A 14,969-nucleotide genomic window follows, 5' to 3' on the forward strand; every position below is an offset into this window, starting at 1 on the left:
CATGAACATGGACGAGCTCGGGTACGTCGAGTCCCCCGGCTTCTTCGGCCCCGCCGAGCGCGAGGACGCCGAGCCGCCGGGCACCAAACGCTTCTACGGCAAGTACCGGGGCGCGGTGCTGGACAACTACGACCCCCTCGGCAAGGGGCGGCTGCTGGTGAGCGTGCCCGACGTGCTCGGCCTGCTGCCGTCGTCGTGGGCGATGCCGTGCGTGCCGCTGGCCGGGCTGCAGATGGGCTTCTTCGCCGTGCCGCCGCCGGGTGCGGGGGTCTGGGTGGAGTTCGAGCAGGGCAACCCCGATCATCCCATCTGGGTGGGCTTCTTCTGGGGCAGCCCGGCCGAGCCGCCCGCCACCGCCAAGCTGCTGACCCCCAAGGCGCCCGCGCTCTTGATCGAGACCGTCGGCAAGAGCAAGATCGCCCTGTCCGACACCCCGGTGGCCCCGATGAAGGGCAGCGGCGTGCTGCTGCAGTCCCAGTCGGCGGCCATCACGGTCGACACCTCGGGCGTGACCATCACCGCGCCGGCCATCAACCTCGTCGGCCTCGTCAACATCAACAACGGCGCGCTCGTCGTGAAGCCGGCCTGAGAGGAGTGCCGACGATGCCGGGTTTCCTCTTGACGGTCGCCTCGCAGGTGACCTGCCTGCACCAGGGCAAGGCCACGATCGTCCCCGGCCAGACCGTGGTGCTGGCCGGGGGCGCGCCGGTGGTGACCGTCGCCGACGTGGTCGCGGTCGCGGGCTGCTCGCTGTCGGGCGCGACTCCGCCGAGCCCCTGCGTCACCGTCGACTTCGCCCTGGCCGCCTCCACCCGGGTCTTCGTGCTCGGCAAACCGGTCGTGCTCGAACCCGCGGGGCCCGGCGCCGGTGTCAGCCAGTCGGCGGCCAAGGCCCCCCAGGGCACGCCGGTCATCACCTCGACGCAGCTCAGGGCGGCGGGGTCATGAGCACTCACCTGGACTTCCCCTTCCACGTCGACGCGCACGGCAGGTCGGCCACCACCACGGACGAGGACCACGTGCGCGACATGGTCGAGCAGCTGCTGTTCACGATCCCGGGGGAGCGGGTCAACCGGCCCGACTTCGGCACCGGCGTCCTGCGGCTGGTCTTCGCCCCCAACAGCCCCGAGCTGGCCGGGGCCGTGGAGTACACACTCCAGGCCGCCCTGCAGCAGTGGCTGCCCGACGACCTGCGGGTCGAGCGCGTGGACGTGCGGGCCGAGGAGGGGGCGCTGCTGGTGTCGGTGGCGTACGTGCTGCTGCTGACCGGGGAGCTCAACTCGGTCACCGTCGAACGGAGGACCGGGCCATGACGGCCGACGAGGGCTGCCCGCCCCGCGCGCGGCGGGAACGGGACCGCGCCTGCGGGTGGGGCGGCATCGCGGGCGTGCAGGTCGACAACGAGGCGCGCACGCTGCGGCTGCTGCTGTTCGGCAAGGCACCCGAGCCCGCGCCGGAGGCGGACGACGTCGCCGTCACCGGGCCTGGGCGCGTGGTGCGGGCCGTCCACGTCGAGGTGGTCGCCTCGCGGGCCGGTCGTTACGACGAGCTGGTCGTCCACCTCGACCGGGTCGGGGACCGCTCGCCGTACGAGGTGGAGCTGGCCGGGGCGCAGGACCTCGACCCCCGGTACGCCCGCGCCGCCTTCACCTTCGCCGGCGACTGCGGCGAGGAGAGCGACTGCGGCGCGGCGGCGCCCTGCCCGCCGGGCGAGGAGGACCGGGCGGTCATCGACTACCTGGCCAAGGACTACGCGAGCTTCCGGCGGCTCATCCTGGACCGGCTCGCGCTGACCTCCCCCGCCTGGACCGACCGGCAGATCCCCGACCTGGGCGTCACGCTCGTCGAGCTGCTCGCCTACGTCGGCGACCAGCTCTCCTACCGCCAGGACGCGGTGGCCACCGAGGCGTACCTGGGCACGGCCCGGCTGCGGACGTCGGTGCGGCGGCACCTGCGGCTGGTCGACTACCGGATGCACGACGGCTGCAACGCGCGCACCTGGGTCCACCTGGAGGTCGAGGAGCCCGGGGTGCTGCACGCGGGCACCTACCGGTTCGTGACGGCGGTCCCGGCGCTCGGCGGCCGCCCGATGGTCTCGGAAGGCGAGCTGCGCCGCCTCGCGCCCGGCGGCGGCTACCAGGTGTACGAGCCGGTGCCGGCGCACGACGTGGCCGTCAGCCCCGCCCGCAACCGCATCCGGCTGTGGACCTGGGGCGGCGAGGAGTGCTGCCTGCCGCGCGGCGCGACGGCCGCGACGCTGGTGGACGGCTGGTGCGACGAGGAGCGGTCGCATCGGCTGCTCGGCCTGTGCCCCGGCGACGTGGTGATCTTCGAGGAGGTACGCGGTCCGCTGACCGGGGTGCCGGGCGACGCGGACGTCACCCACCGCCAGGCCGTACGGCTGACCGAGGTCGAGGAGCTCGACGACCCGGTGTACGACCAGCCGTTGCTCCGGGTGAGCTGGGCGTGCGCCGACGCGCTGACGTTCGACCTGTGCCTGGCCGCCATCGGCGGCGAGGAGTGCTGCCTGTTCGAGGACGTGAGCGTGGCCAGGGCGAACGTGGTCCTCGTCGACCACGGCGCCACCGAGACCGGCACGCTGGCCGTGCCCGGAGGGGAGCCCGGCCCCGTGCGGTGCGAGGGGCTCGGCCGCCCGGAGCGCGACCCCGTACGGGTGCGCTTCGAGCCCGTGCTGCCGCACGCGCCGCTCACCCGCCGGGCGCCCTACCCCGCTCCCGAGACCGTCGCGGAAGGCCAGGCCCTGACGCTGGCCCGCATCCCCACCGGCCCCCTCGACGGCGCCGCGCCCGGGCCGCGCCGGCTCGCCAGGCTGGCCAGGCTGACCGCCCAGGCCCGCCTCGGCCTGCCGCTGGACGCCGCCGACGCGGCCGAGGTGGCCGCCACCTGGGGCACCGGCGCGGGGCTCGACCCCGCCGAACCGGTCGCCGCCGGCCCCGCCGCGGCCGCACTCACCCAGGACCCGCGTACGGCACTGGCCCAGCTGTGGCTCACCTCCGACTGCGAGACGTGGACGGTGCGGGCCGACCTGATCGGCAGCGGCCCCGAGGACCGGCACGTCGTCGTCGAGGTGGACGACGAGGGCGGCTCGCACCTGCGCTTCGGCGACGGCCGGTACGGCCGCGGGGTCCGCCCCGGCCAGCGGTTCGACCTGCGCCTGCGGGTCGGCAACGGGACGGCCGGCAACGTCGGCCCCGAGGCGGTGGCCCACCTGGTCGCCTCGTGCCCCGTCGCGGTGCCGGTGACCGGCGTGCGCAACCCGCTGGCCGCCACGGGCGGCATCGACCCCGAACCGGTCGCCGACGCCCGCCTGCTCGGCCCCACCGCCTACCGGCACCGCCTGGTACGGGCGGTCACCGCCGAGGACTACGCCACGATCGCCGCGGCCCAGCCGGGAGTCCAGAGCGCGGCCACCGACCTGGCCTGGACCGGCGGCTGGTACGAGGCCGACGTGGCGATCGACCCCCTGCGCGGCCGCTGCGGCGAGGAGTTCCCCCTTGAAGCGGTGCGGACCCGGCTGGAGCAGGTCCGGCGGATCGGGCACGACCTGCGGGCCGACCCGCCCCGGCCGATCGCCGTGGACCTCGGGCTGCGCGTCTGCCTGGCGGCGACCGCGCCCCGCTCGGCCGTCACCGTCGCGCTGCGGGCCAGGCTCGGCGACGCGCCGGGCGGCATGTTCGACCCCGACCGCCTCACCTTCGGCACCGGCCTGTACGTGAGCCGGATCCTGGCCGAGGCCATGGCCGTGCCGGGCGTGGTGTCGGCGAGCGTCGTCCGGCTGGCCCGCACGGTCTCCACCGGGCCGCCCGTGCCCGCGGGCGGCGCGCTCGCGTTCGGCCCGCTGGAGATCCCCTCGGCCGGGACGTTGACGCTGGATCTCGTGGGAGGGCGGTGAGCCGGTATGAGCTGCGGTGAAGCGGCGGGATGCTGCGGGCGGTGCGCTTCGGGGACACCGCTGCCCCCGGGAAAGGTGACGGCCAATCCGCCGGGGCGGTCGAGCCTGAGCGTCCGCGTGGGCACCCGGGCGGCGTTCCTCGCCAGGATGATCGGGCGGCTGGCCTCCGCCGACCATCCCGAGCTGGCCAGGCTGACCACGCGCGCCCCCGACGACCCCGCGCTGGCGCTGCTGGACGCGTGGGCCTGCGTCGGCGACGTGCTGACCTTCTACCAGGAACGCATCGCCGACGAGGGCTATCTCGGAACGGCCAAGGAGCGGCGCTCGCTGGTGGAGCTGGCCGCGCTGGTCGGCTACCGGCCCCGGCCGGGGCTGGCGGCGAGCGCCTGGCTGGCCTACACCCTCGACCCCGATCCCGCCGACCCGCTCGTGCGGGTGCCCGCGGGCGCCAGGGTGCAGAGCGTGCCCGACCCCGGCGCCAAGCCGCAGATCTTCGAGACGGCCGGTGAACTGGTGGCCCGCTCGTCGTGGGGCGCGCTGCCGCCCAGGCTGCGCCGCCCGACGCGGCTCACCCGCTGCCGCGCGGCCTCCCTGCGGGTCGTGCACGTCGAAGGGGTCGCGACCGGGCTCGCGCCCAACGACCGCCTGCTCTTCCACTTCACCGACGGATCGCCCCTGCTGAGGATCGTCGAGTCGGTGGAGACCGACCTGGACGCGCAGGTGACCGCCGTCACGCTCCAGTCGCCCCCGGCCGGCGTGGCCGAGGACGACGACGAGGAGGCGGAGTTCGTCCGGCTGGAGGTCCTGCGGGCCAAGGCGGCCACGTTCGGCGCCGCCGCCCCGCTCCCACCGGCGACGCCCGGCGTGATCGGCGAGCTCGCCGCGGACGACCCCGACTGGGAGCTCGACGAGAGCCTGTACGACTCCGACGCGGGCTCGCGCACCCTGCTCCCGCTCGACGCCGACTACCCGCGCATCCTCCCGGGAAGCTGGATCGTGGTGGTCTCCGGCGACGGCCTCGTGAACGTCAACCTCGTGAAAGAGGTGCGCACGCTGGGCCTGGCCCGCTATGGCATCTCCGGCAGGGTGACCGCGCTCGTGCTGGTGGCGCCGTGGGTCCCCGAGCAGCCCGGCGACGCCGGGCGCTCCCTCGGCGAGCTGCGCGGCTACACCTTCTACGTCCAGGCCGAGCCCCTCGCCCTGGCCGACGAGCCCATCACCGCGCCCGTCGAGGGCGGCTCGATCGACCTCGGCGTGGTGATCCAGGACCTGCCGACCGGCCGTACGATCGTCGTATCCGGGATGCCGCAGGACGCGGGCCCGCTCACCGCCCCGGGCGGCGAGATCGCGCGGGTCATCGGCACCCGGCGGGTCTCCTCGTCGGGGACCGTGCCGGACCACACCGTGCTGGACCTCGCGGCCCCGCTGCGCGGCAGCTACCGCCGCTCCACCGTCACCGTCTGGGGCAACGTCGTACGCGCCACGAACGGCGAGACGAAGCTCGAACCCGCGGCGGGCAGCGGCGACGCCGGCACGGCCGGCCAGCGGTTCATCCTGGGGCAGCAGCCGCTGACGTACGTCGCCACCCCCGACGCCGACGGCGCCGAGGCGGAGCTGGTCGTCAGGGTGGGCGGGATCGCCTGGCACGAGGTCCCCGAGCTGGCCTGGGCGGGGCCGTCCGAGCGGGCCTACCAGGTGAACGTGGACGCCGCGGGCGGCGCGAGCGTCGAGTTCGGCGACGGCAGGCGCGGATCGCGGCTGCCCACCGGCACCGGCAACGTGGCCTTCACCTACCGCGTGGGCATCGGCAGGGCGGGCAACGTACGCGCCGGGCAGCTCAGCCAGCTGCAGACCAAACCGCTGGGCGTCAGCGCCGTGACCAACCCGCTGCGCGCGAGCGGCGGCACCGACCACGACGCCGACTCGGCGCTGCGCGGCCGGGCGCCGCTGCCGACGCTGGCCATGGACCGGCTGGTGGGCCTGCGAGACTACGCGGACTTCACCCTGGCCCGCGCGGGCATCGGCAAGGCCGAGGCGACCCGCCTGAGCGCGGGCGGCAGGGAACTGGTCCACCTGACGGTCGCGGGCGTGGACGACGCGCCGATCGAGCCGGACTCCGACCTCCTGCGCGGCCTGCTCGCGGCCTGCCGCCGCTACGGCGACCCCGGCGTGCCGGTCGCCGCGGCGCCGCGCACGCTGTGGAACGTCGTCCTGGAGGCCAACGTGTGGATCGACGCCGACCGCGCCCCCGACCTGGTCGGCCCGCAGGTCCGCGCGGCCCTGGAGTCGGCGTTCGGGTTCGACGCGCGCGCCCTCGGCCGCAGCGTCCACCTGTCCGAGGTCGTCGCGGCCCTCCAGCGCGTGCCCGGCGTCGCGTTCGCCGACGTCCTACGGCTGGGTGCCACCCGCGGCACGACCGCCCCGGACGCCGCCGCGGTCACCGGCGTGGCCGACCGGATACCCGCGAGAGCGGCCAGGACCCGGGCCGACGGCGTCCGCATCGACCCCGCCGAGCTCGTCCTGATCACACCCGGCCTGGACGGGTTCGTCGACCTGCACGTGGAGGTGGCCCGATGACCCGCGACGAACTGGCGGCGCTGCTGCCCGCCATCCACCGCAGCAGGGACGAGGAACGGGGCCACGCGCTGCGGGCGCTGCTGCGGATCATCGAGGAGCAGGTACGCGTCATCGAGGACGACCTCGACACCTGGTACGCCAACTGGTTCGTCGAGACCTGCGACGAGTGGATCGTGCCGTACATCGCGGCCCTGGTCGGCATCGAGCGGGAGGGCGTCTCCCGCGCCGAGGTGGCGGACGCGGTGGCCGTACGCCGGCGCAAGGGCACCGCCGCCGCGCTGGAACAGCTCGCCTTCGACGTCGCCGGCCGGCCCGCGCGGGCCGTGGAGACGTACCGGATGCTGGTGCGCGACCAGCACCTGCGGCACCTCCACCCGGACCGGCCGGCCACCTTCGACGTGCGCGACCTCGTCGCCTGCGAGCGCGTCGGCGGGCCCTTCGACACCGCCCCCAGGCTGCCCGACGTGCGCCGGATCAACAGTGAGCTGACCAGGGGCCTGCACAACCTCCCCAGCCTGGCGCTGTACGTGTGGCGGCTGCTGTCCTTCCTCGTCACCCGGGCCCCGGCGTTCTGCGTCGACCAGCGCTACAGCCGCTACCTGGTCAACGTGCTGGGCATCGACACCCAGCTGTTCGCCCCGCAGGGCACCGGGCCGAAGGCCGCCCACCTGTCGGGACCCGCCGACCTGCCGCACCCGATCGGCCGCGAGGAGTTCGCCGCGGCCGTGACCGAGTACTACGGCCCGGGCCGCGCCCTGCGGATCTGGCGCGACAGCCTGGACAACCCCATCCCGGCGAGCCGGATCGTCGGCGCCGACCTGAGCGACTGGCGTTACCGGGCCCAGCCGGGACAGGTGGTCGTGGATCCGGTGCTGGGCAGGATCGCCTTCCCGCCGGACGAGGCGCCGGAGGAAGGAGTGTGGGTGAGCTGGTGCTACGGCTTCGGCGACCGCATGGGCGGCGGCGCCTACGCCAGGGCGACCACCCCCGTCGGCGAGCGCCGCCGGTACGTCGTGGGTGGCGACGGGTGCGGCTCGATCACCGCCGCGCTGCAGCAGTGGCAGGAGGACAAGGAGGCCGACCCGTCCCTGCACGACGTGCTCGTGGAGATCGTCGACTCGGCCGACTACACCGAGGCGCTCTGCGTCGAGCTGGACCTGGACGACCGGCTGGAGCTGCGGGCGGCGCCGTACCAGCGGCCGGTCATCAGGCTGCTCAACCAGCGGGCCAACAGGTTCGACGCGCTCTCGGTGCGCGCCCGCCGCAAGACCCCGCCGCCGGGGAGCGACGCCGACTGCCCGCCGCCCTCCGCGCGCCGCCCGCGCCTGCTCCTCGACGGGCTGGTGATCTCGGGCCGCAGCGTGGACATCACCGGGCAGGTGGGCGAGGTGACCGTCAGGCACTGCACCCTCGTGCCCGGGTGGGAGCTGGACGACCGGTGCGAGCCCCGCCACGGGGAGGAGCCGTCGATCGAGCTGCGCCGCACCACCGCCCGCCTGCGCCTCGAACGGTCGATCACCGGCACGATCCTCGTCGACCAGGACGAGACCGCGGGGGAGCCGCTCATCGTCGAGGCGTACGACTCGATCATCGACGCCACCGGCCGCGAGCTGGCCGCCGTGACGGGCGTGGACGCCAGGAACGCCTACGCCGACCTGACCCTGCGCCGCTGCACCGTGCTGGGCCAGGTGCGCGTCCACCTGCTCAGGCTCGCCGAGGACACCATCGTCACCGGCTGCGTGCACGTGGCCAGGCGGGACACCGGCTGCGCGCGCTACTCCTACGTCTCCTACGCCTGCCACGGCGGCCCGCCGCGCTACCGGTGCCCGCCCGATTCGCAGAACCGGCTGCGGCCCAGGTTCACCAGCGTCAGGTACGGCACGCCCGGCTACTGCCGGCTGCACGAGACCTGTGCCGACGCCATCCGCACGGGAGCGCAGGACGGGGCCGAGATGGGCGCCTTCCACGACCTGTTCGAGGCGCGCGGACTCGCCAATCTCGTCGACCACCTGGACGGGTTCGTCCCCCTCGGTGTCGATGCCGCCGTCATCAACGCCACCTAGGGAGACCGCTGTGCACGGAGACTTCTCCAACATCACCTTCTCGCCGGAGCGCGGCTACTCCGCGGTCTTCGACCTGCAGGGCAGGGTCGGCCTGGACGCCAACCGCAACGAGCACACGGCGATCCTGCTGCACCAGCTGCGCGGCGCGCTGGCCGACCTGATGGGCCCCCACGCCGGGCCGGCGGGCCCGGCGCTCGGCTTCGCCGTCGGCGACCCGGCCGTGGCGGACTTCACCATCGGGGCGGGCCGCTATTACGTGAACGGCATCGGCGTCGAGAACCCGGTCGAGACCACCTACGCCAAGCAGCCGCACGCCGTGCTGGACGTCGCGGGCGCCGACCGGCTGCCCAAGGGCAGGTACCTCGTCTACCTGAAGGTCTGGGAGCGGCACGTCACCGAGGTGGAGGACCCCAGGCTGCACGAGCCCGCGCTCGGCCCGCACCACCCCGACACCAGCAGCCGCGCCCAGGTGGTCTGGCAGGCGCGCGCCGTGCCCGTGCCGACCGGCGACGTGCCGCTGGAGACCTGGGTCGCCGACTGGATCGCCGCCGCCGCGTCGACGGAGCACAGGGGAGTGCTCCAGGTACGGGCCACGCGCCCGCACGAGGCCGACGACGACCCGTGCACCGCGCCGTCCGACGCGGGGTACACCGGGGAGAACCAGCTCTACCGCGTCGAGATCCGCAGCGGGGGCACCGCCCGGGAAGGGGCGAGTTTCGCCTGGTCGCGGGACAACGGCTCGGTGATCTACCCGATCCTGGCGAGCGACGGACCCGTGGTCCAGGTGAGCAGCCTGGGCCGCGACCGGCACACGACGCTGGAGGTCGGCCAGTGGGTGGAGGCCGTGGACGACGCGGTCTCGCTGCGCCGCGAGCTGGGCTGGCCGCGTCCGGCCGCGCCGCTGCGCCAGGTGGCCGACGTGGACGTGGACCTGTCGACCGTGACCTTGGACGCGCCGCCGCCCGCGATCGACCGGCGCCGCCACCCGTACCTGCGGCGCTGGGACCACACGCCGCCCGCCAAGTCACCCGACGGGGCCATCCCGGTGACCGAGGCGCAGGCGGCCAGGAAGGACACGGGGTGGATCCCGCTGGAGCGGGGCGTCGAGGTGCGCTTCCTCACCGGCGAGCGCGGCAGCCCGCACCGCTACCGTACGGGCGACTACTGGGTCTTCCCCGCGCGCCGCACCCTGGGCGACGTCATCTGGCACCATCCGCAGGGTCGTGGCCCGCACGGGGTGGCCTACCACTACGCGCCGCTGGCCGTCGTCGAGGGCGACGGGGTCACCGGTTGGCGGACGTCGTTCGCGCTGCCGCTCACGCACGGCCTCTGACGATGGCGGCCGGCGAGCGACGCGCCGAACCCGCGCGGGCCTCCGCGCCCGTCCCCGCCGCGGCCCGCAGGGAGCTGGCGCGCAGGGGTGAGCCGCTGGACCGGGGGACGCGTACGGCCATGGAGCAGCGGTTCGGGCAGGACCTCAGCCAGGTCAGGGTGCACTCGGACGGTTCGGCCGGGAGATCGGCGCGCGAGCTGGGCGCCCGCGCGTACACGGTCGGCGAGCAGATCGTCTTCGGCCCTGGCAGGTTCGCGCCGCACACCCCCGACGGCAGGCACCTGATCGCCCACGAGCTGGCCCACGTCATCCAGCAGCGCGGCGGCGCGGGCCCGCGGCCGACCCGCCACGCCGGGCTCGAGGCCGCCGCCCACGCGGCGGCCGACGCGGTGGTCCATGAGAGCGGCCCGGTGGCCGTGGGCGGCAGCGCGTCGGTCGGGCTGGCCATGGCGGAGGACACGGGCGGCCCCGCGAGCCCGGAGGACGTCGAGGCGCTCGCCCGGCTACGGGAGTTCCAGGAGGCGGCCGACCTGCGGGCGCACGCGCTGATGGAGGGGGTCGTCCAGAAGCGCCTCGCCCAGTGGGACGCGAAGCAGGCGGCGAAGCCCGCCAAGGCGGAGCAGGAGGGCAAGCCCGACGAACGCACCCCTGAGGAGCAGCGCAAGGACGCCGAGGGCTCCAAGCGGGGGGATGTCACCGTCGCGATCGGGTACGCCGTGGACGAGGAGGGCAACCTGCACCAACTCGTCACCACCTCCAAGGGCAAGCACCGCAAGCTGGTCGAGCTGGTGGCGGGGGAGACGTGGGTCAAGGCCGAACGCATGCCGAAGCAGAAGCCGGACGCTCCCGCTCTCAAGGTCGTACCGGGTGGAACCGCCGCACCGGCTCCGGCCGCCAAGCCTTCGGCGACCCCCGCCCCTTCCGGGGCCCCTGCTCCTTCCACGACCCCCGGCCCGGTGCCCACGCCCGGCTCGGCGCTCGCGCTCGCCCACGAGCCCGAGCCCGAGCCGGTACCTCAGTCGGGAGTGGTGCCGAAGGCCGAACCGGTGCCCCAGTCGGGAGTGGTGCGGAAGGCCGATCCGGCGTCCCCGCCGGGACCGCATCTCGCCGACCAGCATGAGGGCGGTGCCGTCGAAGGGGAGACGCCGGAGTCGGACGAGCCGCAGCGCAAGCGTACGGCGCAGCAGGCGCTCAAGGACGCGGAGGCGAGGCTGATCGCCTACGCGGCCAAGCGCGGGCTCAAGCTGGTCGCGGTCGGCGCCAGCTCCCTCATCTGCCCGCACTGCGCGGCCAAGCTCGGGGCGGCCGGCGCCACCACCGGCACCTCCCGGGCCAAGGATCCGCTGCGCGAGCACGTCCCCGCGAACATCTCCCCGGCTCTTGAGGCCATCAAAAAGCTCCCGCGCAAGCCGCCGAGGCCCGAACCGACGGTCGAGCAGCGCCGCCCCGGACGCCCGGCCGAGCCACAGCCGGCCCCGCCCCCGCAGCCGCGGCGCAGGATCGTGAGCCTCCCGGTCCGGGCCGATGCGGACGACGCGATCCTCCAGCAGGCACAGACCCAGCCGAAGGCGCCCAAGGCCAAGCCGAAACCGGAGGCTCCTCAGCAGGCCCCCACCCCCCAGCCAGCCAAGCCCCCGGCCCCCGCCCCGACGCCGAAAGCACCCACAGCCCCCGCACCGGCCCCAGCCCCAGCGCCCGCGCCTGGCCCGAACCCCGCCCCGATGCCCGGTACGCCGCCGAAGGCGTCCGCGGTCCCCGTGTCCGGGGTCCAGGCTCCCCCCAAGGGGGGTCCTGAGGCCACGTCCAAGAGCACGACAGGGACCACGGTGGCACGGAACGAGGGCAGCCTGACCCTCACCAGGAGCAAGGACACCAGCACGGGGACGTTCGACGAGGAGGGAAGGCTCCAGCAGGGGACCCGGACCGGCCGCCAGGCGAGCGCCGGCCTCGTCGCCGGTCCCGAGGGGTTCGGCGGGCAGGGTTCGGCGGGCGCGCAGAAGACCACCGCGTACGGCAACGGCTTCACCACGACCAGATCCGTCGCCGGCAACGCCCGCGTGGTGGTGAAGGCCACGCGGGTGGAGGCGACGGAGCCGCCGGCGTACCAGCTCATGGTGACCGTCACGATCGGCGCGTCCGGCACGCTGGGCGGCGGGGCGGGACGGAAGGGAACGGCGAGCGCGTCGCTGTCGGCGACGGGGTCGGTGACCGGGACGTTCGTGCACCGGTTCACCGCGGAGGAGACCAAGCGCTACCTCGGGGACCTGGCCCGCGACGGTTCGGGAGGCGCGGAGCAGGAGTTGCGGATCGTCAACCTCGTGGCGCGCGGCAGCGTCGACGACGCGCGGCAGTGGCTCGCCACCCTGGCCGCCCCGCTGTCGGCCGCCGAGGCGGCGAAGCTCGGCGAGGGCGACCAGGCGAGCCTGGAGGCCAAGAAGGGCATCGGCGGCTCGCTCGGCCTGACCGGCGGAGGCAGGTCGCCGGTCGGCGCCGAGGTCTCCTACAGCAGGAGCAGGTCGCTCAAGCGCACGGTGGCGCGCAGGGGCGGGGCCGTGCTCGTCACGGTCGAGGTGGTGTCGGAGACCGCGAGGTCCATCGGCGCGTCCGGCTCGTCGGGGGCCGTGAGCGCCGGCGCCAGCTACGGCAGGACGACGTCGGAGGGAAGGGCGGTCACCTTCCGCCTGAACCCCGGCGACCCGGACTTCCAGACCAGGTTCGACCGGATACTCGCGGTCGACGGCGCGGCCGAACTGACCGCCCTGGCCGCCGCCGACCCCACCCGGGTGGCGGGTACGGAGTCCGGCACCGGCTGGTCGACCACGCTGACCCCCAAGGCGGGCCTTGCGGGGCTGGAGGCGTCCATCTCGACCACCCACTCCTACTCCGAGAAGACGGTCGTCGACGAGACGGGCACGCACAAGCTCTTCGCCGGGGCGACGGGTGGCGGTGCCGGCGCCGGGGTGGCGTCGGGCCCCCAGCTCGAGTACCGGACCGAGCAGGCCGTCACCGCCGCCGTCGGCCCCGGCGACAAGGCCACGGGCGACGTCAGCACCACGACCTCGGAGACCGACCTCGGCGCCTCGGCCCGCGCGCTGGCCTCCGCCGCCGACCAGTCGCCCGTCGCGAGCGCGCTCAAACTGGCCACCGGCGGCAGCAAGCTGCTGCAGTCCCGTACCGAGGTGATCGGGATGAAGCTGACGGACGACGACTTCGCGACCATCGCGTCGATCTCCCGGGAACCCGGCAGGTGGAACCACGCCTTCCGCGGCCGGATCGCCAGCTTCCAGGACTGGCAGCGCCTCGGCCGCAGGATCGCCGCGAGCGGCGGGGACCGGGAGGCGATGAGCCGGGCGCTCGCCGAGTACGCCAGTGACAACGACGGCGCCTCCGACGCCGTGCAGGCGGTGGTCCGGCCGCAGGGCCAGGCCGAGGGCGGCGTGCGCTACGACTGGCCGGCCGAGCTGGCCAAGGAGCGGGAGGCGTTCGAGACGATCGTGGTGGGCGATCGGGTGGCCCAGCTCAAGGCCCGCGCCGCGGCCGGGGCCTTCGAGGAGGCCCAGGCGGGCCTCAAGGCCGACAACCTCAGGCTCGACAAGGCCGCCAGAGCCATCACGGCCGCCTCCGAGCAGTTCACCGACGTGGCGGCGGTGGCCGAGATGCTGCGCAGGATCGGCGACAGGCAGACGGAGATCCGCGCCGAGCTGCGCAAGCTGAAGACGGCACTGGCGCCCGCGCCCGCGCAGAAGGAAACGATAGGACCTCCCCCCGCGCCCGCCCCCGAGGCCGAGGCGACGGAGGAGCGCAACGCCAGGCTCCGGAGCCTGATCCCCGCCATGCTGACGCTGCGCGATCAGGAGAGGGCGGTCTTCGCCGAGGTGCGCAAGGAGCTCGAGCATCCGCCGTGGTACCGGGGGCCGGATGTCATCGCCGTCATCCGGTCGCTCAACAAGCTCAAGCCGGTCTACACGCAGTGGGACCCGCTGGTCGACAGGCTTCGCGAGGTCTTCCGCGAACGCGGCGAGGACGGGTCGCGCGCCGACGCCTACGGCCCCGACCGCAAGACCTACGACGCGCTGCGCCGCCACCCGGAACTGACCAAATACGGCTGAATAAATGCCGATGTTTCGACGGTGAATGGGATGTTCGGCGGTTTCAAGGTGATTTTATCGGTCGCCGGAGTATGGCTCAAAAGCCCAGTTCACAGCCGATCCGGCAACTTAATTCCATCTCAGGATTCACAGGTGGTAGCGCCCTATTGACAGATCATCTGCGGACAACATAAAACCCAGGGGGATCTGTTCGTGCATAGGAGGGGCGCCCGATGGACAGCACTTCTGCTGTCGCGGCGTACGATGCACGGCCGGAGGGGTCGGTGAGCCTGCGTCTGCTGGGCACCTTCGAGGTGTCGGCATGCGCTGAGACGGGCGGTGCACGGTGGGGCGAGCTCCCGCACAGCGCTCGGCGGCTGGTCGCCTTTCTCGGCCTGCACGGCACCGCGACCCGCGACTTCGCCGCAGGCAGCCTGTGGCCCGACTCCAGCGAGGCCAACGCGCAGGCCGACCTCCGGACCACCCTCTGGCGGGCCGGCCGGGCCTGCCCGGGGCTGATCGTCACGGGCGGCCCGGCCATGCGGCTGGACTCGCGGGTCTCGGTCGACGTCGACGAGCTGCAGGCGCTGAGCCGGCGGCTGCACGGGCGGCGACCGGCGCAGGCCGAGGACGAGGGCGCGTGGGTGCCGCCGCGCGGAGTGCTGCTGCCCGGCTGGTACGACGAGTGGGTCGTCGCCGTCCGCGAGCGCGTCCGCCAGCTCCAGTTGCACACCCTGGAGGCCCTGGCCGAACGGCAGCTCGACCAGGGCGCCTACGGCCGGGCGCTGGACCTCGCCCTGGCCGCCGTCGAGTACGAACCGCTGCGCGAGAGCTCCCAGCGCCTGGTCGTCCGCATCCACCTCGCCGAGGGAAACCTGGTCGAGGCGGTCCGTGCCGTGCGCGCGTTCACGGAGCTGCTGTGGCGGGAGATCAAGGTCCGGCCGAGCACCGAGTTCACGGGCCTGGTCGAGTTTCCTGCGCCGAGCTGACCGCGC

At 74.4% G+C, this 14,969-nt stretch carries 9 protein-coding genes; all 9 read left to right on the forward strand.

Annotated features, from left to right (window positions below; translation table 11 throughout):
* Nucleotide 1: 1 nt before the first annotated feature.
* The 9 genes from ACIBI9_RS29825 (at nt 2) to ACIBI9_RS29865 (ending at nt 14,963) form a co-directional block, all read left to right on the forward strand.
* Entirely contained in the window at nt 2-589 is a 588-nt protein-coding gene (locus ACIBI9_RS29825; protein WP_387568996.1) for a phage baseplate assembly protein V, read from the forward strand.
* 14 nt (nt 590-603) lie between these two features.
* Nucleotides 604-948, forward strand: coding sequence for a hypothetical protein (locus tag ACIBI9_RS29830; RefSeq protein WP_397226521.1), 345 nt, complete (start codon nt 604-606; stop codon nt 946-948).
* Nucleotides 945-1,313 (forward strand): GPW/gp25 family protein, encoded by a 369-nt coding sequence (locus tag ACIBI9_RS29835; protein ID WP_357745506.1) that lies wholly within the window; start codon nt 945-947, stop codon nt 1,311-1,313. Before ACIBI9_RS29830 ends, ACIBI9_RS29835 begins: the two co-directional genes overlap by 4 nt.
* On the forward strand, nt 1,310-3,913 hold the full coding sequence (locus tag ACIBI9_RS29840; RefSeq protein ID WP_397226523.1) for a putative baseplate assembly protein: 2,604 nt from the start codon (nt 1,310-1,312) through the stop codon (nt 3,911-3,913). The genes ACIBI9_RS29835 and ACIBI9_RS29840 overlap by 4 nt, the downstream gene beginning before the upstream one ends.
* A 75-nt stretch (nt 3,914-3,988) precedes the next feature.
* A complete protein-coding gene (locus ACIBI9_RS29845) occupies nt 3,989-6,490 on the forward strand; it encodes a putative baseplate assembly protein (RefSeq protein WP_397226525.1) in 2,502 nt (833 codons plus the stop codon).
* Complete coding sequence (locus ACIBI9_RS29850; RefSeq protein WP_397226527.1) at nt 6,487-8,553, forward strand: phage tail protein; 2,067 nt, start codon at nt 6,487-6,489, stop codon at nt 8,551-8,553. Before ACIBI9_RS29845 ends, ACIBI9_RS29850 begins: the two co-directional genes overlap by 4 nt.
* 10 nt (nt 8,554-8,563) lie before the next feature.
* Nucleotides 8,564-9,886 carry a DUF6519 domain-containing protein gene (locus ACIBI9_RS29855; protein ID WP_397226528.1) on the forward strand — a complete coding sequence of 441 codons (1,323 nt, stop codon included), beginning with the start codon at nt 8,564-8,566 and terminating at the stop codon, nt 9,884-9,886.
* 2 nt (nt 9,887-9,888) lie between these two features.
* A complete protein-coding gene (locus ACIBI9_RS29860) occupies nt 9,889-13,995 on the forward strand; it encodes a DUF4157 domain-containing protein (protein WP_397226530.1) in 4,107 nt (1,368 codons plus the stop codon).
* A gap of 263 nt (nt 13,996-14,258) precedes the next feature.
* Nucleotides 14,259-14,963, forward strand: coding sequence for a BTAD domain-containing putative transcriptional regulator (locus tag ACIBI9_RS29865; RefSeq protein WP_397226532.1), 705 nt, complete (start codon nt 14,259-14,261; stop codon nt 14,961-14,963).
* Nucleotides 14,964-14,969 lie beyond the last annotated feature (6 nt).

Source organism: Nonomuraea sp. NPDC050451 (assembly GCF_044458585.1).

Coding starts and splice junctions, on each gene's coding strand:
- ACIBI9_RS29825 (WP_387568996.1), top strand. CDS start 2: ATGAACATGGACGAGCTCGGGTACGTCGAGTCCCCCGGCTTCTTCGGC.
- ACIBI9_RS29830 (WP_397226521.1), top strand. CDS start 604: ATGCCGGGTTTCCTCTTGACGGTCGCCTCGCAGGTGACCTGCCTGCAC.
- ACIBI9_RS29835 (WP_357745506.1), top strand. CDS start 945: ATGAGCACTCACCTGGACTTCCCCTTCCACGTCGACGCGCACGGCAGG.
- ACIBI9_RS29840 (WP_397226523.1), top strand. CDS start 1,310: ATGACGGCCGACGAGGGCTGCCCGCCCCGCGCGCGGCGGGAACGGGAC.
- ACIBI9_RS29850 (WP_397226527.1), top strand. CDS start 6,487: ATGACCCGCGACGAACTGGCGGCGCTGCTGCCCGCCATCCACCGCAGC.
- ACIBI9_RS29860 (WP_397226530.1), top strand. CDS start 9,889: ATGGCGGCCGGCGAGCGACGCGCCGAACCCGCGCGGGCCTCCGCGCCC.